Origin of the sequence: Stenomitos frigidus ULC18, assembly GCF_003003795.1 — a bacterium.
GTDB lineage: Bacteria > Cyanobacteriota > Cyanobacteriia > Leptolyngbyales > Leptolyngbyaceae > Stenomitos > Stenomitos frigidus_A.
Map to the genome: position 1 here is coordinate 81,588 of NZ_PVWK01000099.1, position 24,670 is coordinate 106,257.

At 49.9% G+C, this 24,670-nt stretch carries 21 protein-coding genes; 11 read left to right on the plus strand and 10 right to left on the minus strand.

The window, feature by feature from the left end; genetic code table 11:
- The first annotated feature begins 458 nt into the window (after positions 1-458).
- The 7 genes from C7B82_RS18560 (at position 459) to C7B82_RS18600 (ending at position 10,981) form a co-directional block, all read left to right on the plus strand.
- Entirely contained in the window at positions 459-5,120 is a 4,662-nt protein-coding gene (locus C7B82_RS18560; protein WP_106257762.1) for a glutamate synthase-related protein, read from the plus strand.
- Between the two features lie 173 nt (positions 5,121-5,293).
- Positions 5,294-5,587 (plus strand): BrnT family toxin, encoded by a 294-nt coding sequence (locus tag C7B82_RS18565; RefSeq protein ID WP_106257763.1) that lies wholly within the window; start codon positions 5,294-5,296, stop codon positions 5,585-5,587.
- Positions 5,550-5,801: a BrnA antitoxin family protein gene (locus tag C7B82_RS18570; RefSeq protein ID WP_219904574.1), complete on the plus strand. Its 252-nt coding sequence runs from the start codon at positions 5,550-5,552 to the stop codon at positions 5,799-5,801. The genes C7B82_RS18565 and C7B82_RS18570 overlap by 38 nt, the downstream gene beginning before the upstream one ends.
- Before the next feature lie 176 nt (positions 5,802-5,977).
- A complete protein-coding gene (locus C7B82_RS18575) occupies positions 5,978-6,184 on the plus strand; it encodes a hypothetical protein (RefSeq protein ID WP_106257765.1) in 207 nt (68 codons plus the stop codon).
- A 176-nt stretch (positions 6,185-6,360) separates the two neighbouring features.
- Complete coding sequence (locus C7B82_RS18585; protein ID WP_106257766.1) at positions 6,361-8,133, plus strand: AIPR family protein; 1,773 nt, start codon at positions 6,361-6,363, stop codon at positions 8,131-8,133.
- Positions 8,134-8,207: 74 nt separating this feature from the next.
- Positions 8,208-8,444: a type II toxin-antitoxin system Phd/YefM family antitoxin gene (locus C7B82_RS18590; protein ID WP_106257767.1), complete on the plus strand. Its 237-nt coding sequence runs from the start codon at positions 8,208-8,210 to the stop codon at positions 8,442-8,444.
- 203 nt (positions 8,445-8,647) lie between these two features.
- Positions 8,648-10,981 carry a Tex family protein gene (locus C7B82_RS18600; protein ID WP_106257768.1) on the plus strand — a complete coding sequence of 778 codons (2,334 nt, stop codon included), beginning with the start codon at positions 8,648-8,650 and terminating at the stop codon, positions 10,979-10,981.
- Between the two features lie 114 nt (positions 10,982-11,095).
- Here C7B82_RS18600 and C7B82_RS18605 read toward each other — a convergent pair whose 3' ends face one another.
- The 3 genes from C7B82_RS18605 to C7B82_RS18615 form a co-directional block, all read right to left on the minus strand.
- Entirely contained in the window at positions 11,096-11,347 is a 252-nt protein-coding gene (locus C7B82_RS18605; RefSeq protein ID WP_106257769.1) for an ACP S-malonyltransferase, read from the minus strand.
- On the minus strand, positions 11,344-11,526 hold the full coding sequence (locus C7B82_RS18610) for a hypothetical protein (RefSeq protein ID WP_219904575.1): 183 nt from the start codon (positions 11,524-11,526) through the stop codon (positions 11,344-11,346). The genes C7B82_RS18605 and C7B82_RS18610 overlap by 4 nt, the downstream gene beginning before the upstream one ends.
- 83 nt (positions 11,527-11,609) lie before the next feature.
- On the minus strand, positions 11,610-13,103 hold the full coding sequence (locus C7B82_RS18615; protein WP_106257770.1) for a hypothetical protein: 1,494 nt from the start codon (positions 13,101-13,103) through the stop codon (positions 11,610-11,612).
- 481 nt (positions 13,104-13,584) lie between these two features.
- Here C7B82_RS18615 and C7B82_RS18620 point away from each other — a divergent pair, with 481 nt between their 5' ends.
- Complete coding sequence (locus C7B82_RS18620; RefSeq protein WP_219904576.1) at positions 13,585-14,643, plus strand: hypothetical protein; 1,059 nt, start codon at positions 13,585-13,587, stop codon at positions 14,641-14,643.
- Here the strand turns inward: C7B82_RS18620 and C7B82_RS18625 are convergent.
- Positions 14,640-14,912, minus strand: coding sequence for a transporter suffix domain-containing protein (locus C7B82_RS18625; RefSeq protein ID WP_106257771.1), 273 nt, complete (start codon positions 14,910-14,912; stop codon positions 14,640-14,642). The genes C7B82_RS18620 and C7B82_RS18625 overlap by 4 nt on opposite strands.
- Before the next feature lie 39 nt (positions 14,913-14,951).
- Between C7B82_RS18625 and C7B82_RS18630 the strand changes: the two genes are divergently transcribed.
- The 3 genes from C7B82_RS18630 (at position 14,952) to C7B82_RS18640 (ending at position 17,056) form a co-directional block, all read left to right on the plus strand.
- Entirely contained in the window at positions 14,952-15,533 is a 582-nt protein-coding gene (locus tag C7B82_RS18630; protein ID WP_106257811.1) for an LOG family protein, read from the plus strand.
- Positions 15,534-15,828: 295 nt separating this feature from the next.
- Positions 15,829-16,497 (plus strand): general stress protein, encoded by a 669-nt coding sequence (locus C7B82_RS18635; RefSeq protein ID WP_181357557.1) that lies wholly within the window; start codon positions 15,829-15,831, stop codon positions 16,495-16,497.
- Positions 16,498-16,594: 97 nt separating this feature from the next.
- A complete protein-coding gene (locus C7B82_RS18640; protein ID WP_106257772.1) occupies positions 16,595-17,056 on the plus strand; it encodes a BON domain-containing protein in 462 nt (153 codons plus the stop codon).
- Between the two features lie 150 nt (positions 17,057-17,206).
- Here C7B82_RS18640 and C7B82_RS18645 read toward each other — a convergent pair whose 3' ends face one another.
- The 6 genes from C7B82_RS18645 to C7B82_RS18670 all read right to left on the minus strand — a co-directional run bounded on the left by C7B82_RS18645 (position 17,207) and on the right by C7B82_RS18670 (position 24,670).
- Positions 17,207-18,997, minus strand: a complete 1,791-nt coding sequence (locus C7B82_RS18645; RefSeq protein WP_181357558.1) for an asparagine synthetase B family protein — start codon at positions 18,995-18,997, stop codon at positions 17,207-17,209.
- A 245-nt stretch (positions 18,998-19,242) separates the two neighbouring features.
- Positions 19,243-19,734 (minus strand): hypothetical protein, encoded by a 492-nt coding sequence (locus tag C7B82_RS18650; RefSeq protein ID WP_106257773.1) that lies wholly within the window; start codon positions 19,732-19,734, stop codon positions 19,243-19,245.
- Positions 19,735-19,928: 194 nt separating this feature from the next.
- A complete protein-coding gene (locus tag C7B82_RS18655; RefSeq protein WP_106257774.1) occupies positions 19,929-20,420 on the minus strand; it encodes a DinB family protein in 492 nt (163 codons plus the stop codon).
- Positions 20,421-20,540: 120 nt separating this feature from the next.
- Positions 20,541-23,210, minus strand: coding sequence for a tetratricopeptide repeat protein (locus C7B82_RS18660; RefSeq protein ID WP_146141191.1), 2,670 nt, complete (start codon positions 23,208-23,210; stop codon positions 20,541-20,543).
- Positions 23,211-23,553: 343 nt separating this feature from the next.
- Complete coding sequence (psb34, locus tag C7B82_RS18665; RefSeq protein ID WP_106257776.1) at positions 23,554-23,724, minus strand: photosystem II assembly protein Psb34; 171 nt, start codon at positions 23,722-23,724, stop codon at positions 23,554-23,556.
- Positions 23,725-23,842: 118 nt separating this feature from the next.
- On the minus strand, positions 23,843-24,670 hold the full coding sequence (locus C7B82_RS18670) for a thiazole synthase (protein WP_106257777.1): 828 nt from the start codon (positions 24,668-24,670) through the stop codon (positions 23,843-23,845).

Sequence of the window (24,670 nt, forward strand, 5' to 3'; positions counted from 1 at the left end):
TGAAAAGTCTGGTTGGTTTCCTTTAACGATCAGGCTCATGACTCGACAGAGGCACCCGTAGAGTGACGCCCTTTAAAGTCCTGCGACTACTTTGTTTTGTGGCAAGTGTTCTGTGGGAAGAATGCTGAACAGACGCTTAGGCGCCGGTAGGGTTGGTAGCTCAGTTAGGTAGGGCTTATGCGGTAAGTAGCGAGTAAGCGTATTGAGGGTCTTCATAGACGGTTGGTTGGTCTTTCTGAAGCGCAGATTCTATGTAGAATCGGAGTAATAATACCTACGTTTTTACGTCCTTGGAGCGATCGCCCTCTCTCGCTGGTATTGGGGCTTTCTATCCTTCTATTGAGTTTTTTCTGAGCCTTTTTGAGCCATCTTTGCCATCAACGTCTACAGCAGGTGAAACCAGCGCAGTTAGACAGGATCACACCTTTTAATGACAAACAAACGAACTGAACCATCTCATGGATAGAGCAACTGTGAATCAATATCAGAATCAGGGAACAGCAGATGGGTACGCTGGTCAGCGTTGGTTAGTAGAAGAGCGTGATGCCTGTGGGGTTGGGTTCATTGCCGATCAGCAAGGTCGCAGTAGTCATGATCTAATCGCAAAGGCGCTCTCTGCATTGACTTGCCTGGAGCATCGGGGTGGCTGCAGCGCTGATCAAGACTCAGGAGACGGGGCTGGCTTAATGACAGCCATTCCCTGGGAGCTCATGTCGCAATGGATGGCTAATGAAAGCATTCAGGTACCTACCACAAGTCACCTTGGGGTCGGCATGGTCTTTCTACCAGCCAATGTAGAAGCAGCAATCATCGCACGTCAAGTCGTTGAACAGATTGCCGCTGAGGAAGGGCTAACGGTTCTAGGTTGGCGGGTTGTACCGACACTACCAAGCCTTTTGGGCAGACAAGCCCGCGAAAATCTGCCCCAGATTGAGCAGGTGTTAGTGCAGTCGCCGCAGCAGGGCGAAGCGCTGGAACGACAGCTCTACATCACCCGTAAGCGCACACATGCTGCAGCTCCAGTCGAAGTTCAAGGCTCTGCTCTACAAAGTGAGTTCACTGATTTCTACATCTGCTCCTTTTCGAACCGCACGATCATCTACAAAGGCATGGTGCGATCGGCCGTCCTAGGCGAGTTCTACCTCGATCTCAGACAGCCAGCATACAAAAGTACGTTTGCGGTTTACCACCGTCGCTTTAGCACGAACACACTGCCCAAATGGCCGTTAGCACAGCCCATGCGATTGCTCGGTCATAATGGCGAAATCAATACGCTTTTAGGCAACGTCAACTGGATGATGGCGCGGGAAGCCGATCTGGAGCACTCCTGCTGGGGCGATCGCCTCACGGATCTGAAACCCACCGTCAACCTCGACAACAGTGACTCTGCTAACCTCGATAACGTCTTTGAACTGCTGGTGCGATCGGGTCGCAGTCCTCAAGAGGCGCTGATGATCATGGTGCCAGAGGCGTATCAGAATCAGCCTGATTTGGCAGAACATCCTGAAATTACAGACTTTTACGAATACTACAGCGGCATTCAGGAACCCTGGGATGGTCCCGCGCTGCTGGTGTTTAGTGACGGTAAGGTGGTGGGTGCCACGCTCGATCGCAACGGTCTGCGTCCCGCCCGCTATAGCATTACGCGCGATGGCTACATTGTGGTTGCCTCTGAAGCTGGGGTAGTGGATCTACCTGAAGCAGACATTATTGAGAAAGGTCGACTGGGTCCCGGTCAGATGATTGCTGTGGATCTGGAAAACCACGAGATTCAAAAAAACTGGGAAATCAAGCAGCGGGTTGCCAGCGCCAAGCCCTACGGCGAGTGGCTCAAGCAAAACCGCTACGACCTCAAGCACAAACCGTTTGCTGAAAACGTCCCCTACATTCCCACCGGGAATCTGCTCCGTTATCAAACTGCCTTTGGCTACACAGCCGAAGATGTGGAGATGGTCATCCAGGAGATGGGCGCACAGGGCAAGGAACCCACCTTCTGCATGGGCGACGATGTACCGCTGGCAGTATTGTCTACCAAACCACATCTACTATACGACTACTTCAAACAGCGGTTTGCGCAGGTGACGAATCCGCCGATCGACCCGTTGCGTGAAAAGCTCGTTATGTCACTGACGATTCAGCTTGGCGAACGCGGCAATCTGCTTGAAGCGGGCGCCAAAAATGCGCATTTGCTGAAGTTGGAGTCACCAGTGCTGAGTGATCCAGAACTTGATCAGATTCGCCAATCTGGCTTTGAGACTGCCGATCTTTCAACGTTGTTTGAGCTCTCGCAAGGGCCGGATGGCTTGCAGCGTGCGGTGACCGCACTGTGCCAGAAAGCCGCCGAAGCCGTTCGTGCCGGTAAGAAAATCCTGATCTTGAGCGATCGCGCGGGGCAGGCTGGAACCATCAGTCTCAGTGAGGACTATACCTATATCCCTCCGCTGTTGGCGATCGGTGCCGTGCATCATCATCTAATCCGTCAGGGCTTGCGGATGAAAGCCTCGCTCATCGCCGATACCGCCCAGTGCTGGAGCACCCACCACTTTGCCTGTCTGATTGGGTATGGAGCCAGTGGCGTTTGTCCCTATCTGGCACTAGAAACGGTGCGTCAGTGGTGGACTGAGCCAAAAACTCAGAGCTTCATGGAGCGGGGCAAGCTTAAGGCGATCACGTTATCAGCAGCACAGGGTAACTATCGCAAGGCGATCGAAGATGGACTGCTCAAAATTCTGTCTAAAATGGGCATTTCGCTGCTGACGAGCTACCACGGCGCCCAGATTTTTGAGGCGATCGGCATTGGCGGCGACTTGTTACACCTTGGCTTTGCGGGCACTGCCTCACGGTTGGGTGGCTTAAGTGTCGCTGACTTGGCGCAGGAAGTGGTCTCCTTCCACCAGCGAGCGTTTCCCGAACTGCACATTAAAAAACTCGAAAACTACGGCTTCGTCAACTACCGTCCGGGTGGTGAATACCACATGAACAGCCCGGAAATGTCGAAGTACCTGCACAAGGCAGTCGCAGACAAAAGCTACGACCACTACGCACTGTATCAGAAGTACCTGGAAGAGCGCCCCCTGACTGCGCTGCGAGATTTGCTAGATGTGAAGAGCGATCGTCCCTCTATTCCCTTAGACGAAGTAGAACCCGCTAGCGCAATTGTTCAGCGCTTCTGCACCGGTGGCATGTCGCTGGGAGCGTTATCGCGGGAGGCACACGAAACGCTGGCGATCGCCATGAACCGCATCGGCGGCAAGTCTAACTCTGGCGAGGGTGGAGAAGATCCCTCGCGCTTCTTGGCGTTCAACGACGTGGATGAGAAGGGGCTTTCGCCACTATTTCCGCATCTAAAAGGGTTGCGGAATGGTGATACCGCCAATTCTGCCATCAAGCAGGTTGCTTCGGGTCGCTTTGGGGTCACTCCAGAGTACCTGATGAGTGCCAAGCAGCTTGAAATCAAGATGGCTCAGGGTGCAAAGCCTGGTGAAGGGGGACAACTTCCTGGCCCTAAAGTAAGTCCCTATATTGCGCTGTTGCGTCGATCGAAACCCGGTGTAACGCTGATTTCGCCGCCGCCGCACCATGATATTTACTCGATCGAGGACTTAGCCCAACTCATCTTTGATCTGCATCAAATCAATCCCGAAGCGCAGGTGTCGGTCAAGCTGGTAGCAGAAGTGGGGATCGGCACGATCGCGGCGGGTGTTGCCAAAGCAAACGCCGATATCATCCAGATCTCGGGTCACGATGGCGGGACGGGTGCATCACCGTTGAGTTCGATCAAGCACGCAGGTAGCCCGTGGGAACTGGGGCTAACGGAAGTGCATCGGGCGCTGATGCAAAACGAATTGCGCGATCGCGTCTTGCTGCGCGTGGATGGTGGCATCAAAACGGGTTGGGATATAGTGATGGCGGCTCTCATGGGTGGCGAAGAATTTGGCTTCGGCTCCATTGCGATGATTGCAGAAGGTTGCATCATGGCGCGGATCTGTCATACGAACAATTGCCCAGTGGGGGTGACGAGTCAACGTGAAGAACTCCGCAAGCGGTTCCCTGGCATGCCCGAACAGGTGGTCAATTTCTTCTTCTTCATTGCCGAAGAAGCCCGATCGCTGCTGGCAAAACTCGGCTACCGTTCGATGAACGACATCCTTGGTCGAGCTGATCTGCTGAAAGTGCGGGAGGACGTGACGCTGCCCAAAACCCAAAGCTTGAACCTCAACTGCCTGACGCAGTTGCCCGACACACGGGACGATCGCGCCTGGTTGGTGCATGAAACCGTACACAGCAACGGCTACGTCCTGGACGACGAGCTTTTGAGCGATCCAGATATTCAGGCATCGATCGCGAACCAGTCCAACGTTACTAAAGCGATTGATGTGGTGAATACGGATCGGACGATCGGCGCACGAATCGCAGGGGCGATCGCTCGTCAGTACGGCAACAGCGGCTTTGGTGGGCACATCACACTCAACGTCAAAGGTAGCGTGGGTCAAAGCTTCGGAGCGTTCAACCTCCCCGGTATGACGCTCAACTTAGAAGGTGAAGCCAACGACTATGTCGGCAAAGGCTTACACGGCGGCACGATCGTCATCGTGCCACCGGCGGCTGCGACTTACAGTCCATCGGACAACGTCATCATCGGCAACACCTGTCTCTATGGGGCAACGGGCGGTACACTGTTTGCCTATGGTCAAGCCGGTGAACGCTTCGCCGTCCGCAATTCCAACGCACAGGCAGTCGTTGAAGGTGCTGGGGATCACTGCTGCGAATACATGACAGGTGGCGTGGTTGTCGTACTGGGTCACACAGGACGTAACGTGGGCGCAGGGATGACAGGCGGTTTAGCCTACTTCCTGGATGAAGACGGCAGTTTCCCTACTAAAGTGAACCCAGAAATTGTGAAAGTCCAACGGGTGATTGCACCTGCCGGAGAGCAGCAGTTAAAGGAGTTGATTGAAGCACATGCCGATCGCACGGGTAGCCAAAAAGCCAAAACCATCCTGGCGAACTGGGCTGAGTACCTACCTAAGTTCTGGCAGCTTGTACCACCCTCTGAAAAGGACTCACCCGAAGCAAACCCCGAAGCGGTAACTGAAAAAGTGCTGACTCCAGCGCAGTAAGTCAGTCAAGGCTTGAGTGAAATGAAAAAGCGCCAGTAAGGTGAGTCATGTCCCAGCAAGCTCGCCTTCGGTGCTTTTTCTTTATGACATTATTTGTACTGGCAATAGGATGATGCTCTGAGTCTAATGAAGCAGTTCTTGGGGCAAAGGATAAAATTCGCTAAGATCAAGGCATGAAATTTGAGTGGGATCAGCAAAAGAACCAGGCAAACATCGTAAAACATGGGCTTGACTTTGCAGATGCACCCAAAATTTTCAGACTACCGCTCCGTGTTTCCCTTGATGAACGGCAAGACTATGGGGAGGAGCGATGGATTGGCATCGGCATACTTGACGGACGGGTTATGGTGATCGTTTTCACAGAACCAGACGAGCAAATTATCCGTATTCTTTCACTTCGCAAAGCTCTGCCTTATGAACGAAAACGCTATGAACAGTTCCTCAAAAACGAATTGGGAGAAGGTTGACTTCCTCACGGACGAGGAAATTGATACCTCTGATATTCCGCCATTAACTGAGGAATTTTTCAGCAAGTCGCGGTGGTGGAAACCTGCAGCGCCATTGAATGTCCTTGTGCAAGTCGATCCCAGCACACTCGCTTGGTTTCAAGCTCAAGGTAAGGATTACGAAAAGAAAATGGCTGCGGCATTACGGATCTATGCAGAAGCTCACAAACTATAGTCAAACCCAGTACGATCGCCGATTACGTCGGAAGGATAAAGATCCTGGCTTTGACAGTAAACCTTAAGCATTTCCACATGGCGCTGGAGGTTCTAGAGTAAAGAAGCTATACATTTTGAGGAAACAAGCAGAATGGTAAATTGCTTGCATACGCACAAAATGAGGTCTTGCAGTCTATGAGCTTTAATGATGTAGTCGAGGTAATCAAGAATCTTTCTACAGATGAGAAGCGTGAAATTCAACTATTGTTGAGCCAATACCTGCGTGAGGAACGCCGTGATGAGATCTATAGCAACTTTAAGCTGGCGCAAAGCGAGCAGCAAAACGGTGAACTGACGTTTTCCTCCAATCTCAAGGAACTGAGGCAACTGCTAGAGGAGTAACGTGGAAGTCAGTTTCAGTTCGACCTTCAAACGTGTTTTCAAAAAGCGCATTCTAGGCAATACCGATCGAGAGGCAAGATTTTAGCAAAAACTGGAACAGTTCACCGTAGATCCACCTGCTGAAGCTAGAGCAAACATTTTCTATTTTGAGATGGCAAAATATTTTCTTAGACAATATGAATCCACCAACACTTCAAGAATTCTCCTTAATTAGAACTAAAACAGACAGAAAACGGCAAGATTATGCTTTTCCTGATCTTACATCCGCTTTCTACTTCGTTGTTATAGATCTAATTCTTGGATTGCAAGAAGATGAAATACGAGACTCTATAACAGATAGTAACTTTTTGAAAATTTCTAATCAACCATCTGGTCACGATAGAGGGATAGATGCTCTTTACATTGATGAGATTTCTGCACCCTCAACAGTTCATATGTTCAACTTTAAATATGCAGAAAACTTTGACAAAGCAAAGAGCAATAACCTTCCTTCGGGAGAAATCGATAAAATATTAGGCTTTATAAATGCACTGAACCAGAAAGATGCAGCCTTACCTCAAGAAGTTAATGCAGTATTATCCTCGAAGGTTCAAGATATTTGGAGGCTATTTGAAAACGGCGATCCTAAGTTTATCCTTCATTTCTGTGCAAACTACTATAAAGGTTTTGAAAAAGCCGAAAGAGGTAGGCTTGAAAGAAGTGTTGGCAGAAATGTAGAAATCAAATATCATTTGATGCCAGATTTATTTGAATCTATAGTTTCTAAAGATAAGCAAATAGTAGATGGAAGAATCAAGGCTATTAATACAGGTTTTTTTGAGAAATCTGACGGGAATATTCGCGCCCTTATTGTAAATGTAGATGCAAGGGATTTAATAAGGATCGTTATTGACAACGAAGAGGTAAGAAGCAAAGCGGATATGACAAATGATGAATATGAGGTGATAAAAAAATCAACTCTTCTGGAAGATGCGTTTAATGACAATGTGAGAATTTATCAGAAGAAATCATCAATCAATAAAAACATAAAATCTACAGCATTATCAGACGAAAACAGCAAATTCTTTTATTACAATAATGGCGTCACTTTGACATGTGATTCCTTTTCCTATTCTGACAGGCGCGCCCCAGTTATAGAGTTAAAAAATGTGCAAGTCGTAAATGGAAGTCAAACAATACATTCTTTGTACGAAGCCTTTTTGGAAGATTCAAGTAAATTTCGTGATATTGAGATTCTTTGTCGTATATGTGAAGTCAGAGATCCCGCTTTAAGTACGAGAATCGCAGAGTATACAAACAGTCAAAATCCTGTAAAGAGCCGAGATATAAGATCTGTAGACTTTATACAGCTAAGTTTGGAGAAAGAATTTCTCGTAAACGAAAAATTTTACGAGCGAAAGAAAAATCAGTATGCTGAAAAGCCTTTGAATCAAAGGATAGATGCGGAAAAAGCTGGACAGGTTCTTATGGCTTTCTTTAACCGCTCTCCCTACGAAGCCAAGAACAGAAAAGGATTAATTTTTGGCGACAAGTACGAGGAGGTTTTCAATGAAGAGGTCAATGCTGATAAAGTTTGGCTTGCATATAATCTTTTTGAGAAAATAGAATCGGAAAAAAATAAGATTAAATTAGAAATCGTAGGTGATCAGTTATTATTTAGAAATAAGTCGTACATTCTTCATGCTTCTTACTACATACTTTATGTGATAGGAGAGCTTGCTAGACGAAATAAAATCGAATTAAAATATTCTAACTTTCAGGAAATTTGGAGCCTTTACTCTGACTCAGTGAGTGTGATCGAAGCAACTATTGCCAAAGAACGAAGTGAAGTAGGTCAAAAGTATAATCACTCAACGTTTTTCAGATCAAACAAAAGTAAAAAATATTTTGAAGACTTGGAAGAAGTAGAGCTACTCAAGCTTCTAAGTTTAAGTGACATGAGTGTCTAAATATGTTGTTGACTTTGTTTTTTAGAAGGCTGAATTTCTGATTCCTAATCCACTACTCAGATAGATGGAGGCTTATGATTTCAGTCAATGAAGCTCAACAGCAGCTACAGGCTTTGATCGATGCAGTGAGCGAGTCGCATCAACCCGTTGTGATTGAAGGACACAATAGCAACGCTGTTCTATTATCTGAAGCTGATTGGGCTTCGGTACAGGAAACGTTGTATCTTCTCTCAGTGCCAGGGATGCGGGAATCGATTCGAGAGGGGTTGGCAACACCGATCGAGGAGTGTGATCGGGCACTAGAGTGGTGAGTTGGAATCTGGTCTATACCAAACAGGCACAGAAAGATGCCAAAAAGCTGGCCTCTAGTAATTTACGAACGTAGCGCCCTTCGCCATAGATTGATGGTTTCAAACGTGCGATCGCTTGAGCAAAGTGCGATCGACTCAAAGCGTATCCCACATCCGCGACTCAAAGTCAGACTATCCTAGAAAAGCTGATGTAACGAACTGCAATGCTGAACATTTCTCAACTGCTGGCAGACGAGCTTGACCTCAAACCGTTTCAGGTGAGTCACGCGCTCGAACTCTTTGCCGAAGGGTCAACCGTGCCGTTTATTGCTCGCTACCGCAAAGAGCGCACGGGTGAAATGGATGAAACCCAGCTGCGGGATTTGTTCGATCGCTACACGTATCTGACCGAACTGGAAGAGCGGAAGGAGGCCATTCTGGAGGCGATCGCCCAACAGGGCAAACTGACTCCCGAACTGGAGGCAAACCTTACCGCGTGTCTGCAAAAGAACGAACTCGAAGATCTGTATTTGCCCTACCGTCCGAAGCGTCGCACTCGCGCCACGATCGCCCGCGAAAAAGGACTAGAGCCACTGGCAGCGTTCATCAAAGCGCTCAATACGCCAACAGCCGCACCCGCTGATCTGACAGCCGAAGCGGTGAAATATGTGTCTGAGGAGAAAGGAGTCGCAACGGCTGAGGATGCATTGAAAGGTGCGTCTGATATTTTGGCTGAGGAAGTAGCGGAAAAGGCGAATCTCCGGGCATATCTGCGCGAATACTTCATGACAGCGGGTGTTTTGACCTCCAAAGTAAAAGGCGACCATCCCGAAGGCTCAACAAAGTTTGAGATGTATCGCAGCTATCAGGCGACGGTGAAGGCGATCGCATCCCACAACCTGCTGGCACTGTACCGGGGCGAAACCGAAGGCGTGCTGGATGTGGCTTTGACCTTTGATGAAGACTCTGTGCTCGCCTATTTAGAGTCGCAGGAGCTACGGGCAAAACAGCGTGAAGTTCGCGCGTTTTATCGCGACATGCTGAAAGATGCCTTCCATCGGTTGATGAAAAACTCGCTGATCACGGAAGTGCGAGCGGCAAAAAAAGTGGAAGCCGATGTCGAATCCATCAGCACCTTTGAAGCCAATTTGCGGGAACTGCTGCTGTCTGCCCCGGCTGGGATGAAACCCACAATGGCGATCGACCCTGGTTTCCGCACCGGTTGCAAAGTGGCGGTGCTCGACCAAACGGGCAAGTTCCTGGAATACCAGACCATCTTTCCCCACCAGGCAGCTGGACAGCGGGTGCAGGCAGGACGCACACTTGCCACGTTGATTGAGCGCTACCAGGTGGAATTGATTGCGATCGGCAACGGCACTGCCGGACGCGAAACCGATGAATTTGCCACCGAAGTCTTGCAAGCGCTGGAACGCAAGCCCGTCAAAGTGATGGTCAACGAATCAGGCGCATCGATTTATTCTGCCAGCCCCGTCGCGATCGCCGAATTTCCCGATCAGGACATCACGGTGCGCGGTGCCATCAGCATTGGTCGTCGCCTGCAAGATCCACTAGCAGAACTGGTGAAAATCGACCCAAAATCCATCGGCGTAGGTCAGTATCAGCACGATGTGGATCAGAAATTGCTCAAGAAAAAGCTAGATGAAACCGTTGAAAGCTGCGTGAACTACGTGGGTGTAGACCTCAACATGGCGTCGAAAGAGCTTCTGACATTCGTTTCGGGCATTACGCCGACGATCGCCAATAACGTCGTGGCGTATCGTAATGAAAACGGCGCGTTTGGCGATCGTCGTCAGTTGCTCAAAGTCCCCAAGCTTGGCCCCAAAGCCTTCGAGCAAGCAGCGGGCTTTCTGCGGATTCGCAATGGCAAAAATCCCTTAGACAACACGGCTGTCCACCCCGAAAGCTATAAGGTTGTGGAAACGATCGCCACTGATCTGAGCGTGCCCCTAACCCAAATTACGCAGGTGGCGGAACGGCTGCAAAAGACAGACCTGAAAAAATATGCGACCGACGCGATCGGTGAACCCACCTTACGCGATATCATCGCCGAACTGGAAAAACCAGGACGTGACCCGCGTGCTGAGTTCAAATACGCCACCTTCAAAGAGGGCGTGAAAGAAATGTCTGATCTCACCGTAGGGATGCAACTGGAAGGCATTGTCACCAACGTCGCTAACTTTGGAGCGTTTGTAGATATCGGTGTCCATCAAGATGGGTTGGTGCATGTATCGCAACTGGACGATCGTTTTGTCAGTGACCCCAAGCAGATTGTAAAAGTGGGTCAGGTAGTCAACGTACGAGTGTTGGAAGTGAACGAAAAACTCAAGCGCATCAGTCTTTCTATGCGTGCCGAAACCGCTGAAGGACAAGAGCGCAGCCAACCGAAAGCACCCCCATCAGCCCTTAAAACGAATCCATCACAGCCTAAATTGAATCCATCACAGCCTAAAAACAATCTCTCTCAGCCCAAAGCAACTGCAGAATCAAAACCAGCAACCCTGGATGATCTAAAAGCGAAGTTTGGTAAGAAGCGTTAGGAGAGGCGATTTCGCGATCGATTGCTCTGGTTGCATGCCCATGCTCGCGACAAGTGCTTTGATTTCGCCCTAGTTCGAGCACGATCACCCGCAGTGATAAAGCTGTTGTTGTTCTCATACCAGTTCTTCACGCATCACCTGCTCCAGAGACTTCTTCCCTTTCATACTTCGATTCGCTGTGAGCAAGACCATTTGATTTTCCTGTGCAAACTGCCAAACTACTCTGTCATCGCTAGTAATCGCTAATTCAATCGCTTCAAACGTGACAAAGCGAATTGGTAACAGATCCAACCAACCCAAACTAGCAATATTGCCTGACAAAAGCAGAGCATGTCCCTCAAGATTGTGATCAACCAGAAAGATCATGTGTGGGACTTAAGTTGTGCTTGATGTTTTGCTTTTTGTGCTTGCAACTTCTCCCAAGCAGCCTCCATACCAGGTCTGGGTGGCTTTTTCGCCAGTTGATCAAGGAGAGCACGATTTTGCTCTTCATAATACTGTCGCAGTTCTTCAGTTTCCTTCAGCACAAGGTGATACTCGTCCATCGCCTACGCCAAGAACTAAGCCAACAGCTTGGACTACCTGATTTATAGGGTTTGGAAGGATTGTTTCCGCTATCTTTTGGCTGTTAATCAAGCGCTTTGTTCGGTAGAGCTATGTGTCTATCCACTTGGAGGCTTGCCGAGCTATTCTTCGGATTCAACTGACAGATGAGCATCCATTGATCCAAAAGGAAGACTAAGAGAAAAAGATGGATCGAAGCTAAAAACTCGTGTCGTCGCAGAGGAAAAAGTAATGGTGGAAGGCCTTTGATAAAGCTAAAGACAAAGCATCCATAGGCCGCTGCGGCGAGAAAACAACATATAGCTGGCTGCCTGGAAAATACGAGTTGGTTGGTATAAAACCAGGCAACTGAAATGAGTAGAAATGGATAGCCTAAATAAAGATAGCGTTCGTGTGTTCCACAAAGCAAAACATTAAAACCAAGATGACAAAAGCCATGAAAAAAACATAACAGCGCCATTAGGTGACTTTCTAACTTATCTTTTTGCTCAATCCAAACATTCTTCTTGAGAATTGTTGAAGCACCTTTAAAAGCGGTAAGTAAAAGAAAGGCAATGAATATCGAATATGAAATAATTCCCGCTTTGTAGGGACTAATCGGATCCATCCAACTTCCAAGTTCTAGAGTGAAAAAAGGAACGTGAGAAGAAGAAGACATGTCAAGTCCAAGAAACATCCAAAGGTTAAATCCATTCACAGAAATTTTGTTTCCATATTCGCTACCTGCCCCTTTCAAAACAAACCAATAGCTCGAATGATGGAATTGCTCAGGTACTTCAAAAAAGCTATCTATATAACGGAAGCATAAAATAAAAACAATCAACGCTAAAGAAAGCCAAAAAAGACTTCTATATCTAAAGCTTTTCCAAAACTTCCACACGGTTATTAGAAAAAGGATAAAAAAGAACGGTAGCGAGAAGAGAGCAAGCTGCTTGGTTAAAAGGTAAAGACAAAAGCTCAGGATTCCTAAGAGCAAATAAATCCCACTTTTCCAGGCTTTTTGACTTCCAGCTTCAACACCACTTGCCAGCCAAGCTTTGAAGAAGCCAATGACAGACAGTAAGCAAAAGAATAACAAAATCCCGTCAATTTGCCCCCAGACTGCACTTCCCACCCAGGTGGATGGCATCATTAGTAGGATAAGTCCTATGTGAATGGGATGCCGAAACCGCATCAGGCTGGCTAACAAAACAAAGAGAAGAAAATTTAAAGCATCAATGAATGCTAGACAATAGCGAAAAATTAAAATTGAAGTATTCCGTTCAGTAATACCAAAAATAGAACTTATAGTATTGATTAAGCCTGCACTTACTGTTAGACCGACAACTGGATAGTTAGGAGGCAATTTGCTACAATATGCTGCATAGATTTGCTGCCCCCAGCAATCTGACCAGCTACGAAATGTCTCCACATCTCCCCAGCTATAGTAATCGATATACGTCACAAGTAAAAAAGGCAAAGCGATTCCGAGCAGAATAAGAGATAGAACACAGATGCGCTTATTCCACCGATTCCGATCAATCAAAAAGTTGCTTAACAAATCAGTAAGGTTTTTCATATCTAAGAGGATGTTTTAAAATTCCAAACTCCTGTAGCTTTGGCGACTGAAGTCACTGCTACACAGACAAAGCCTGTCTCCACCGGTTGCAAAGCCTCGCTTTTCGGTAGTCCGCTGCCGCGGACTTTGTTTATGTAGTCGCGGTTTTAACCGCTAGCTATTTTTCAAACTTCTAAAAAACCATTGCCACCAGCGCAAAGGTGGTAGTTGTTAAATGAAGCTTGGTGAAAAAAAAGCAAGCAATTGGGTCGTTGTCAGATATCGTTAAGCAGTTTCATGAAGTGCCCCCAAAAGTAGCTAACTAGTGATTCGCTTTCATCTATCTAGTTTCCAGATCATTTGGGCGTTCCACTTTTCACGGTAGCAAGCCCATGCAACGGCGATCGATGTACTTCACTAAATCATAGGTTCGCTATTGTTCCCTCTTTCCAGGCTCGCTCAAGCCGTGCCATAATGATGCGACTGTTGTCCGAGCACGCTAATGGTACAAGCACCCCCACGTTTAGACGCTATCCATAGCGTTGAAAGAGCTTTTGAGCCGAGTGTCGATCTGCACTTTCGGTTACCTAATCCAGAGGATGAGCAGATCCCAGAGCTGGAGTTTCAGGAGCAGGTGGAGCAGGCGTGGCAGGTGTGCGATCGCTTCGACCTGCAAACCGATATCTGGCGGGGACGGATCTTACGGGCAGTGCGCGATCGCGAAAAGCGACACGGCGATGGACGTGGTACAGGCTTCCTCAACTGGCTAAAAGATCGGGAGATTAGCAAAAGCCAAGCCTACGCCATGATTGAGCTGGCGAACAGCGCCGATACGCTGCTGGATGGCGGCTATCTGGAACCCGAAGATGTCAACCAGTTTAGCAAACGGGCGTTTGTCGAAACGGCACACGCCGCTCCAGAAGTGCAGCAAATGGTGAGTGAGGCGGCTCATCGGGGCGATCGCATTACCCGTCGCGAAGTTCGTCAGCTCTCTGACGACTGGACTGCGATGACATCAGATTTATTGCCAACCGAAGTGAAGCAAAAAGCCGCTGATCATACGATTCCGGCAAAATACCTTGCTCCACTGGTCAAAGAAATGCAGAAGCTGCCAGAGAGTCACCAAGTCTCGATTCGGGATGCCGTTGCGGAAACACCCGATGTCGATACGTTGAAGCAAGCCACCTCTGAAGCCCGTTACCTGTGGCGCTATCTGGAAGCCGCTACGAATGTACAGGCACTGAATAATGAGTCGCTTGATCTAGAACTGGCGCTGGAAGAAGCGCTCCGTCTCGGATGCCTCAGTTCCGCTGCCGATCTGGTCAACCATGCTGCCCAGCTTGAACAAACGGTGACGAAGCTTTATCTCACCTGGAAGCGTCTCAATGCTCTGTCCGAGCGGCTCTATCTTGATAGCGGTGCGAGTTCTCCCCATTTACGCACGCTGCTTAGCTGTCTTGCGCCCCTCTCTGGCGACATCATTGAAACCTCTCTAACAGGTGGGGGCGATCGCACCATTCGGTTACAGGTGCTATCGAATGCAGACGTGGATATATCCTAAGCAGCCAGCCACACGTCTAGCACACTACTACCTAGCGCTTGCTTGCATCTTGCCCACAGATAGCGCGGATTAAGCCAATGCCGATACTGTTGTGCAATTTTTTTGCCTACCAGCAACGCCCCAGTCCAGAAAAGCATCTCGCCGAGAATGAGTAATCCCGGTACAAGCGCAGCTTTCTGACCGAGGGTGAAGGGCGTTACCGGCACGGCAACAATCGCCAGCCAAACCAGGCAAGAAAGGACAAGAAGAAAGAAACCAAACTGCTTCATGCTAAACAGTGCGTCACTCTGAATCGTTCCCTTCCTATGATGAAACACATCTGCGTTTTCTGCGGCTCTAATCAAGGAGCCAAACTGAGTTATAAGGCAGCTGCCCAAGCACTGGGGCAAGCGCTGGTCAAACGTGGGTTGGGCTTAGTCTATGGCGGGGGCAATGTGGGTCTGATGGGCACGATCGCAGACTCCGTTCTAGCCGTTGGAGGCACTGCGATCGGTGTCATTCCCCAAGCGTTGGTGGATAAAGAGCTTGCTCATAAAAGTCTTACTCAACTACACATCGTCAGCTCCATGCATGAACGCAAAGCTTTAATGGCAGACCTATCCGATGGTTTTATTGCCCTTCCGGGTGGCTTTGGCACTTTTGAAGAATTTTGTGAAGTGCTCACTTGGGCACAGCTAGGGTTTCACCAAAAGCCCTGTGGCTTGCTCAATATTGATGAGTATTACAGTCCTTTGATCGCCATGTTCGATCACGCGACCGCAGAACAGTTTGTGCTCCCTCCCCATCGATCGCTCGTTTTGGAAGCACAAGACCCCGATCAACTCCTGGACAAACTGGCGTCTTATGAACCGATTACCGTTCAAAAGTGGATTGATCGCAAGGAACTCTAGTGGTTGAAGGATAAAGGATAAGAGTTTTAAGTTTCGAGTTTTGAGTTGATCGAGCAGTCAGCACATCACAATGGAAGCAAGCTATGGCGGTCAGTTTGCCTCGGTAGATAACAATCAACTCACAACGCCTTACTCCCCTTTCCCCCTTTTCCTCTTCCCCATCTTCCGGCTGAGTCTAAGTCATCTCTTCAGACTGAGGAGAATCTCGATCACATCACGCAAAATTAGTAGCGTAGATTACAAATTTAATTCCACGCTTGTCAAGTCTAATGCCTGCAAGCTGGAAGGAGGAAAAATGGCTTTAGGACATCATAAACGTGCGGTTGGTACCTTTTCTAGCTATCAAGATGCAGAGACTGCAGTACGTGAGTTAAAAGACAGTGGCTTCGGCATGTCTCGTGTGTCGGTTGTGGGTCGCGATAGTGAGCGTGCGGCTGATATTGCAGACGCAGGCAATTTGGGTGCCGATAATTTGGGTGAAAAGGGTAAGCAAGTAGCCCACGATACGCAAGTAGACGAAGGTGCGAAGAAAGGTGCAGCCGCAGGTGGCGCGTTAGGTGGACTGACAGGTCTCTTGGTTGGTCTAGGTGCGCTCGCTATTCCTGGCATTGGCCCAGTCATGCTCGGTGGCGCGCTTGCAACCGCCCTTGCAACCACGATCTCTGGTGGTGCGATCGGTGCGGCAGCAGGCGGTTTAGTGGGCGGTCTGGTTGGTTTGGGTATCCCTGAAGACCGTGCGAGAGTTTATAACGATCGCGTCTCTAGAGGCGATTATCTGGTAATTGTGGATGGTTCCCAAGAGGAAATTCAACGCGCAGAATCAATCCTCAGCCATCGCGGTATTCAGGAATGGGGTGTTTACGACGCAACCACAACGGATGCCGATCGAGCCGCGTATCCTACAGGATCTGGCACAGCTTATACGACGGGCGAAACGACAACGCGACGTGACCCCTTGCTGTAGTCACTAACGGCGCTTTGAATGCTTTGTAGAGATGGGTTTCAGTCCATCTCTACAAGGCTGCTTTGATCAATAAATTCTCAGTTGAAGGATAAAAACGATGAAAAAGATTATCCCCCTACTCTTAGGCGGCTTTTTGTTGGTGAGTACAGCCGCTTGTAATAACGCTAAAACGACGTCAGACGCTCCGAATTCCACCGACACTAACGGTCAGGTTCCCAAAGCTCAAGACGCTAAAACGGCTCAAAATGATGCGACAAGTGACGTTCGCAAGAAGCAAATGGAATCCGACATCCGTGCGCGTGAACAGCGCAATGATGCGGGTGGCGACCAAATGAAACGAGCCGACGGTGATTTGGAAAGCGAAGTGCGTACCAAGCTAGAAGCGAATATCCCTAACGGCAAGCTTACAGTCAATGCTAAAAATGGCGACGTGACTGTGGCAGGAACGGTGCCCGTTCAAGCACAGCTTGCTAAAATTGAACCGCTTTCGAAGCAAATTAAGGGTGTCAAAAATGTTGCTGTCAAAGCAACGGTTGCTGCCCCAGCAGAGAAAAAGTAACTGGAGCGATTTAGTTCGCTTCCACTGATCTTTCACCGCTGCTCCAAACTTGTGAGCAGCGGTAAGAACTTTAAAAGCCTTCTTTCAATCTTGAGAGAAGGCTTTTGACTGACAGCCGTGTTTCATACAGGCGCTTTCTCGCGACCTTTCCTACTGCCGCGCTTGTAGCCAGTACTCCAGACTGACCAGCAACCAAAGCTTGACACCGTAACGTCCCCAGGTATCGCCGTTGTAATTTAGCCAGTTGCGAATGAGCGTTTGATTCAAGTAAGGGGCGATCGCGGCATCACGACTCAGTAACAATGATCGCGCTTGCCGATTCCAATGCTCCCGAAACCCAAGCTGCACTGGCACCATCATGCCGCTTTTGGGACGGTGAATGATGGTTTCTGGCAAGAGGTCGGCAACCGCTTGCTTCAGTACTGCTTTTTCCTGCACGCCTGAAAGTTTGTAGTCCGGTGGGATTGTCATGCTCAGCTCAACGACCCGTGGATCGAACAGCGGCGATCGTCCGTCAATACCCGCTGCACGAGTCAGATTATGCACCTTCGTTAAAATCTGATCTGCACCCTTAAAAGTGATGTTGAGTGCCATCAGCCGATTCAAGTAGCGATCGTTCGACTGTAGAACAGGCGCAAAGACCGATGGTTTAGACTGTAACGCTGCCCAGATTTCGGGTTTTAGTAGTTGGGGTAAATCCGCCGCACATTTTTGAAATGACGTTAGGTAGGCCTGTAGCGAATGCTGTTGAGCGACACTGCTGTTCCGATCTCGATCAAGGGCATTGCCATAAAGGGCATTAATCAGCATCGGCTGATTTTTGGGGCCACCAAAGCAGGGGTCTCCGCCTTCTCCATTGAGCACTGTCTGTACAGAATCTGCTGCCAAGCGCCCCAGCAGCAGATTCGGCACCGTCAAAGGATCGCCGATCGGATCATCTAGTGCTGCCATCGTTTCCGGCAGATGCTCCCACATTTCCTTGAAAGTGATTTCTAGAATGTGATGTTCCGTTTGGCAGTGCTGAGCTACCAGACTGGAAAACTCCAGTTCGTTGGGACAGTCGGCACCAAAGTGGATGGAATAGGTATGTAGCGGCGCATCGTGGTGTTTTGCTGCCAATGCCGTAATGCAGCTTGAATCCAAACCACCCGATAGAAAAGCCCCGACGGGTGCTCCTGACGGTAAGTACTCCTGCACAACCTGTTCAAGCAACGAGCGGAGACGATCGCCATGCCACTCCAACGGCTGATCAGGGTGAGTAATGTGTTCTTGCAAGTGCCAATACGGTTGCGGTATCCCGTCTGGCAGTTCTACAGAGTTGCCAGGACGCACTTCTCGCACTTGTTGCCAAAGCGTGCGCTCTCCAGGCACAAACGCACAGCAGAGATAGTCACGCAGGGCGACCAGATCCAACTCTGTTGCACTGTAGGGTTCAATCGCCCTTAGTTGTGGAGCTACCCAACGCGTGATACCGTCTGTCGTGTAGTAAAGAGTACGGATGCCAGAGCGATCGCGTCCTAACCAGAGTCGCCGCTGCTCCCGATCCCATACTGCAAGCGCAAAGGCGCCTGACAGTTTTGCGCAGGTAGCGATACCGTCTCGCTCCCACAGTTGCGCGACCAGATAGCGATCAAATAGCGCTGTCTCCTGAGTCTCCGAAGCAGACCAGTCGATATCCATCTGCTGCATCAGTGATGAGCGATCGGGCAACCACACATCGCCAATCAGCACAAAGCGCTGACTGGGGCTGATCGTGAAGGGAGACTGGTTGCAATCTGCTTTGCGATCGTTGTAGATGATTGCAAGCTGATCATCCCGCCAAATGACCGACTCTGTTATCCCATCAACCGCGCCAAACGCCAAACGCCATGTGGCAATAGCTGATTCCGATGTCGATCGGACTTTAGGAAAACCGCGCCACCAATGCTCTAAACGCTTCACCGCTTTTCATCATGTGCCATAGAGCGATCTTAAGGGAGTTTGGAGCAAAAACAGCTATTAGCGGTCAGCCATCAGCTTTCAGCGGTCAGCTTTCAGTTGGTCGTTATTGGTTAATCAGCAATTGAGCAAAACAGGTTGCTTTAGATTGCATATGACTAAAAGCTGACCGCTGAGAGTGGATCGCTTTTAGCCATGTTTAAGACAGCACGGTCACCAGTAGGCTTTACTGCTAGCACTTTCAAGCGTTAATACTTGCGAATGTTGGCTTTCTGAATGTCACGCGCCATTGCTCGGAATGGATCCAGGCTAGAATCCTGGCTGCGACGCTCTTTGGGATCTTTGATCTTAGGTGCGTTATCAGCCTTGGGGGTTGTCCAACCGCTGACCGGCTGCGCTGCAAAGGTGGCGGTTGGTTTGACAGTTGCCTGCGATCGCTGTAGCGCGATCGCTTGCTGCTCTTTTTGTGCCTGTGATCGCTGCACTGAGGAAACGATCGAGGTTGTCCGCAGTACCTCCCCGCCTAATGTTTTAGGAAACGATCGTTTAATTTCTCGCGCAGCCTGCATGTAGTCGATGTCGCCTAAAGTCTTAGCATCACTAGAATCGAGATAAAAGGCTTGAGGTTTTGGGGTCTGAGGTTTTGGGGCTTGAGGCTTGGGCGCGGCTTCCGGCGGTTGAGTCGATTCTGTTTTCGCCGTTTGCTTGGCTCCAAAGATGCCTTTAATGAATCCAACCATGATGGCGCTTCCTAGTACTGTAACGTTATGTAAAGTATTATAAGTATTTATAATCGATCCCCGCAATGCTTTTGGGAAAAGGATTTGGAGGGATCAGTAGCGATCAGCGGTCGGCGAGGATATTGGGAAAAGGGGAAAGGCTTTTACTACTGTCTGGCTACTGGCTACTGGCTACTGGCTACTGACGGCTAATCTTAGGGTCGAATCACACGATGCATATCTAGCGATGGCGGTGCAACATCGGTCTGCGTCAGCATGTCGTGGATTTGACCGCGATGGTGCGTTTGATGATTGAAAAAATGAGCCACGAGTAGATCGGCAGGATCGTCCAGATGTCGCCCCTGATTGTTGACGTACTGGATGGATTGTGCAAGAAACTCATGGGTTAAGCCAGCCGCAAAGGCTTCAATGTGATCATCTTCTGCAACGCGAGCAGCTTTTAAAGCCTCAAAGTCTTCGTAGAGAATGGCGTTGAGCTCCGTTGAGGGGATAGTGCCACCTTCAAAGCGGGTCAGCCAAATGCGATCGCCAACCATAATGTGATTGAGCGTGCCATGAATGCTTTTGAAGAATGCCGGACGAATGCGAGTGCGTTCTGCATCTGAGAGCTGAGCGCAGGCATCATAGAGTTTGCGATTTGCCAACGTGTTGTAACGCGCCAGCGTTTGGAAATGTTGGACGAGCATGTTGGTAGAGAATGTTTGAGTTTTAGGAGAGGAGTGAGGGGTAAGAGTTTTGAGTTTTGAGTTTTAAATTACTGCCTCTGCTCCTCCCGTCCTACCTCTCCCTACCCCCACTCTCCACTCCTAAAGCTGCTTCAGCACTTCGGGTAGGAGGTTGGCTGGAATTTTAGACAGTGCCAGGGTTTGGCCTTTTGACCCGAATTCGGTATGGAAGGCACGCATAGTCTGAATGACATAGCTAAACACCGTTTGGTAAAGCTCTGTTTGAGGCTGCCAAGCGTGGAGTGCCTGAAGGTGATGATGTAGGGCTGCTTCCAGGTTTGCAGAGCGCTGGGAGCTGCTTTCTCGACTGTGTTTGTCTGTGGCGAGCTGATAGTAAGCAAGCCCCAGATTATTGTGAGTTGCAGCGGGATCGAAGGAGAGGGCAGGCGTGTGAGCGGTGCTGTCTGACAGATACTCTACAGCAGCGATCGCCGCTTTGTAGGCCACAATTGCCTGTTGGAAGCGCTCGCAACGCTGCTCATGATTGTTGTCTAGCAAGTTAGCCAATTGCCAGTAAGCGGTGCCGAGGTTGTTCTGCGTGGCAGCATAGGCAGCAGGTGCGACATCGAGTGTGCGATAGCGTAGCGCCGCTCGGTAGGCACCGATCGCTCGCTGCAAGAGATCTGCCGCCGATAGATCCTTACCCTTGGCGGTTCCCACACCAAGGTTTGCCTGGGGTTGCTGTGCTAGATTCCAATACGCCGTACCCAGATTGTTTTGAATCATGGCGTAGTGCATGGGCTCACAGTCGGGACTGTAGTAGCGCAACGCCTCAAAATAAGCCGCGATCGACTGCTTCAGTCGCCGCACGGTCTGTTGGTGCTGCGCCAGGTTCCAGTAGGCCGTACCCAGATTATTCTGCGTTGCCGCATAACGCGCTGGATCATCGTGCAGTTGACGATAGCGCAGAGCCGCCTCATACGCTGCAACCGACTGTTCCAAGCTTTCTGTCGGCGTGCGAAACCGTGCCATGTCACCATACGCAGAACCGAGGTTGTTCTGAATCATGGCGTAGTTGTGCGGGCGCGTTTCGGGATTGGTTTTGACCAATGCTTGCTGATACGCTGCGATCGCCTGATCCAGATAGGTCAAGCTGGCTTCCATATCAGGCTCTTGCCGTGACAGCATCCAGTACAAATTGCCAATATCATTCAAGACATCAGACCACTGTAGCGAGTCGTCCTCCAGCCATTGCAGCGTTTGCTCATACACGCAGATGGCTAACAGCAAGTGCTGCGAGGATGCATTGCCCTGCTCAACGCGATCGCGACAGAGGTTACCCAGATTTTGATAGGCTGCCAGAAGCGTTGCTTTGGGAGCCTGTTGCAGATGCAATGGCTCAATCTGCTGCAACGCCTGAATGATCCTGGAATTTTGGCTGGAAGCGTCTTCTCCTTCTTCTGCGACTACTGCGAGGATTAAATCTGCCAATTCCAGTGCCGCCTGACTTTGATTGGAAGCGGCGGCATCTGCGGTTGGGGTCTGTGTCGGCACGTCAATCGGCTCGACGATCGCGGAGACCTCTGGGCTGTCCAGCACTGGACTCTCTGACACAAGGTTCGTCGCTTTGCCGTTTGGACTATCCTGCTGAGCCTGTGAGTGGTCACTTGAGAAAAGAGTGACTGCGGCGACATTGGGAGCAGGCGAGATCGGCGGTGGCGTCACTTCGGTGGCGCTGCCTGACTGATCAGGCTCTGGCTGTGGAGGGAGCGATGGGGCTTGCTGAGAGTCATCTAGCAGCGCCAAATCATGGCTCAGAATATCCCAGAGATTCTCCTTCTGAGGCGCAGTGCCTTGTGACGCTGGTGCAATGCTAAGGCTAGACGCATTGATTGCCTGGGCGATCGCGTGATGCACTGGGAGCGCCACGACACTAGCCTCTGTCGCACCCGCATCCTGACTTGCAGGCGTTAGCGACTGAAAGGACTGGAATGAATCTGGTGCGTCGATCAGGCCCTGAAGCTGCTTTGCCCCACTGACAGCGCTCTGCTTCGGCAGCGGGGCAGAGACGATAGACTTGGCATCGAGACGAACGATAGCAGAGCGTACTGGTGTGGGGTCGCCCTCAAATTCAAACAGAGCCGTATGCCAATTCCAAAAATTGGGAGCCGATTGTTGGACTGCATTCAGCCACGGACGAGGCAACCAGAGCAACAGCGGGGCTTCTAAACAGGATAGATAATGCTCAACCTGCTGTAGCGAACTTAAAAAGCGCTTTTGCATCTGAGCCGGTTGGCGAGTCAAACGCTCGGTACCCAAAATCTGGAAGCCGGGCGATCGCACGCGTTGATTGGTGTCTTTCGGTGGTGGATACTGCGCCAGCCACTCAGCAATTTGCACCATCGGATTGGGATCACTCAGGTTCAAATTGAGACTCACCAACCGGGGATAGAGAAGACGCGAGGGCAGTAAGCTACTTGAGAGCGGCGATTGTGAATCGCGATCGTCAGCTAGCACAGAAAACCGCTCGTTGTGTGTAGAAGGCGCATTAGAGACGTTGAGCAGAACGGCGGGCGCTGTTGCCTCACCAGCCAACGGCTTGGGTGACGAATAGGCCAGTTCTGCATATAAGCGAGCAGCAAGACGGTTACGCAAGGCCAGATCGTCGCAGACTGCCAAAAAGATTTGTCGGCGCAGGTTCAGGCTGAACGCTAGCTTCAGGCGCAAATACGCTTTTTGATTCTGCCCTGAAAAGACCTGAGCGCGATCGTGAGTCGGAGTAGTCGTGGAAGTACGGTCAGCGAGTTGCATTGCAAGTAGTGCGCCATGTCGCGCGAAGCAGCTTTGTGATTGAAGCTGATACAACTCTTTTCAGAGGAGTGGCACTCACTTCAGGACGAAAGGCTGACATTGCTTGGACAAACCGATTAACCCTGGCAACGATTAAGCGATTGGTAGACGCACCTGAATGAACGGTCGTTTGACTAGAGGATTTTATTGAACGTTGGCCTACTTGGCCTGTAACGACTGATGAGGCTTTAACTACAAAACCGGGCTCTTACTTAGCATAAGTAACCCGGTCAGTTGAAAGCGTTTGAAAGCAAACGGTGTCTAGGGAGGTGGGATCGATGATTGATCTAAATCAAAGCAGGCACTATGACACAGAAACTGCTACAACCAGAAGTCCGCCGATTAAAGCTGCCGCACCAACGCCCAAGATAATGTAGTTGCGCTTCTGATTCTGGCTGGGAGGCTCAGCCTCATACATTTTGGGTTCGATCGCGTAATTGTTCAAACGACCGCCTTCTTCTACGGTGTAGCGCATATATTATCCTCTAAATTTTGAGTATTATAACAAAACCTCGGAGTAAAACACGCTCCAACCTAAAGAAGGCTTTACGTTACCCCAGACAGTGTCGTAAGGCAGAGTTTGGTAACGATACTTAACATGTGATCATTCCGCTGGTAGGGGAGCTTGGGCTAGCATAGGTTTTGATGGGAATGCGCCCCGCTTGATACGCGAGCCGTCCTGCTACTGCTGCTAGATGCATAGCGCGTGCCATCGCCGCTGGATTTTGTGCCTGCGCGATCGCGGTGTTAATCAGTAACGCATCGGCTCCCAATTCCATTGCCTGTGCTGCTTCACTGGGTACGCCAATGCCAGCATCCACCACGACTGGAACGGTGGCGTTTTCAATGATGATGCGGATATTGGAAGCATTGTTGAGCCCTTGCCCAGAGCCGATCGGCGAACCAAGTGGCATGACTGTCACGCAGCCCACCTCTTCTAGCCGCTTTGCCAGCATGGGATCGGCGTTGATGTAAGGCAACACAGCAAAGCCTTCTTTAACCAGTTTTTCGGCTGCCTCAAGCGTGCCGATCGGGTCAGGCAACAGATACTTGGAGTCGGGAATAACTTCGAGCTTGACGAAGTTATTGTCTTCTTGCCCTAGCAGCTTTGCCATTTCGCGACCCAGTCGAGCCACGCGGACGGCTTCATCTGCGGTCTGGCAGCCAGCGGTGTTGGGCAGCATCCAGATTTTTGTCCAATCCAGCGCGTCTGCCAGTCCTTCATGTCCCGGTGCATTGGTTTGGACGCGCCGCACGGCAACGGTGACGATCTCACATTCGCTGGCGGCAATGCTTTGGCGCATCTCATCAAAGTTGCGATACTTGCCGGTGCCCGTCATCAGGCGTGATTTGAAGGTGCGTCCGGCGATCGTCAACTGGTCGTCAGCAGCGCGGTCTAACGGTCGATCTAACATTTGCAT

Bases quoted from the DNA above. Each gene is read 5' to 3' on its own strand.
- C7B82_RS18660 (WP_146141191.1), bottom strand. From the start codon at position 23,210: ATGCAACTCGCTGACCGTACTTCCACGACTACTCCGACTCACGATCGC.
- C7B82_RS18655 (WP_106257774.1), bottom strand. From the start codon at position 20,420: ATGCTCGTCCAACATTTCCAAACGCTGGCGCGTTACAACACGTTGGCA.
- psb34 (WP_106257776.1), bottom strand. From the start codon at position 23,724: ATGCGCTACACCGTAGAAGAAGGCGGTCGTTTGAACAATTACGCGATC.
- C7B82_RS18615 (WP_106257770.1), bottom strand. From the start codon at position 13,103: ATGAAAAACCTTACTGATTTGTTAAGCAACTTTTTGATTGATCGGAAT.
- C7B82_RS18605 (WP_106257769.1), bottom strand. From the start codon at position 11,347: ATGATCTTTCTGGTTGATCACAATCTTGAGGGACATGCTCTGCTTTTG.
- C7B82_RS18650 (WP_106257773.1), bottom strand. From the start codon at position 19,734: ATGGTTGGATTCATTAAAGGCATCTTTGGAGCCAAGCAAACGGCGAAA.
- C7B82_RS18560 (WP_106257762.1), top strand. From the start codon at position 459: ATGGATAGAGCAACTGTGAATCAATATCAGAATCAGGGAACAGCAGAT.
- C7B82_RS18565 (WP_106257763.1), top strand. From the start codon at position 5,294: ATGAAATTTGAGTGGGATCAGCAAAAGAACCAGGCAAACATCGTAAAA.
- C7B82_RS18635 (WP_181357557.1), top strand. From the start codon at position 15,829: ATGGCTTTAGGACATCATAAACGTGCGGTTGGTACCTTTTCTAGCTAT.
- C7B82_RS18640 (WP_106257772.1), top strand. From the start codon at position 16,595: ATGAAAAAGATTATCCCCCTACTCTTAGGCGGCTTTTTGTTGGTGAGT.
- C7B82_RS18585 (WP_106257766.1), top strand. From the start codon at position 6,361: ATGAATCCACCAACACTTCAAGAATTCTCCTTAATTAGAACTAAAACA.
- C7B82_RS18620 (WP_219904576.1), top strand. From the start codon at position 13,585: ATGGTACAAGCACCCCCACGTTTAGACGCTATCCATAGCGTTGAAAGA.
- C7B82_RS18670 (WP_106257777.1), bottom strand. From the start codon at position 24,670: ATGCAAATGTTAGATCGACCGTTAGACCGCGCTGCTGACGACCAGTTG.
- C7B82_RS18590 (WP_106257767.1), top strand. From the start codon at position 8,208: ATGATTTCAGTCAATGAAGCTCAACAGCAGCTACAGGCTTTGATCGAT.
- C7B82_RS18630 (WP_106257811.1), top strand. From the start codon at position 14,952: ATGAAACACATCTGCGTTTTCTGCGGCTCTAATCAAGGAGCCAAACTG.
- C7B82_RS18575 (WP_106257765.1), top strand. From the start codon at position 5,978: ATGAGCTTTAATGATGTAGTCGAGGTAATCAAGAATCTTTCTACAGAT.
- C7B82_RS18570 (WP_219904574.1), top strand. From the start codon at position 5,550: ATGAACAGTTCCTCAAAAACGAATTGGGAGAAGGTTGACTTCCTCACG.
- C7B82_RS18625 (WP_106257771.1), bottom strand. From the start codon at position 14,912: ATGAAGCAGTTTGGTTTCTTTCTTCTTGTCCTTTCTTGCCTGGTTTGG.
- C7B82_RS18600 (WP_106257768.1), top strand. From the start codon at position 8,648: ATGCTGAACATTTCTCAACTGCTGGCAGACGAGCTTGACCTCAAACCG.
- C7B82_RS18610 (WP_219904575.1), bottom strand. From the start codon at position 11,526: ATGGACGAGTATCACCTTGTGCTGAAGGAAACTGAAGAACTGCGACAG.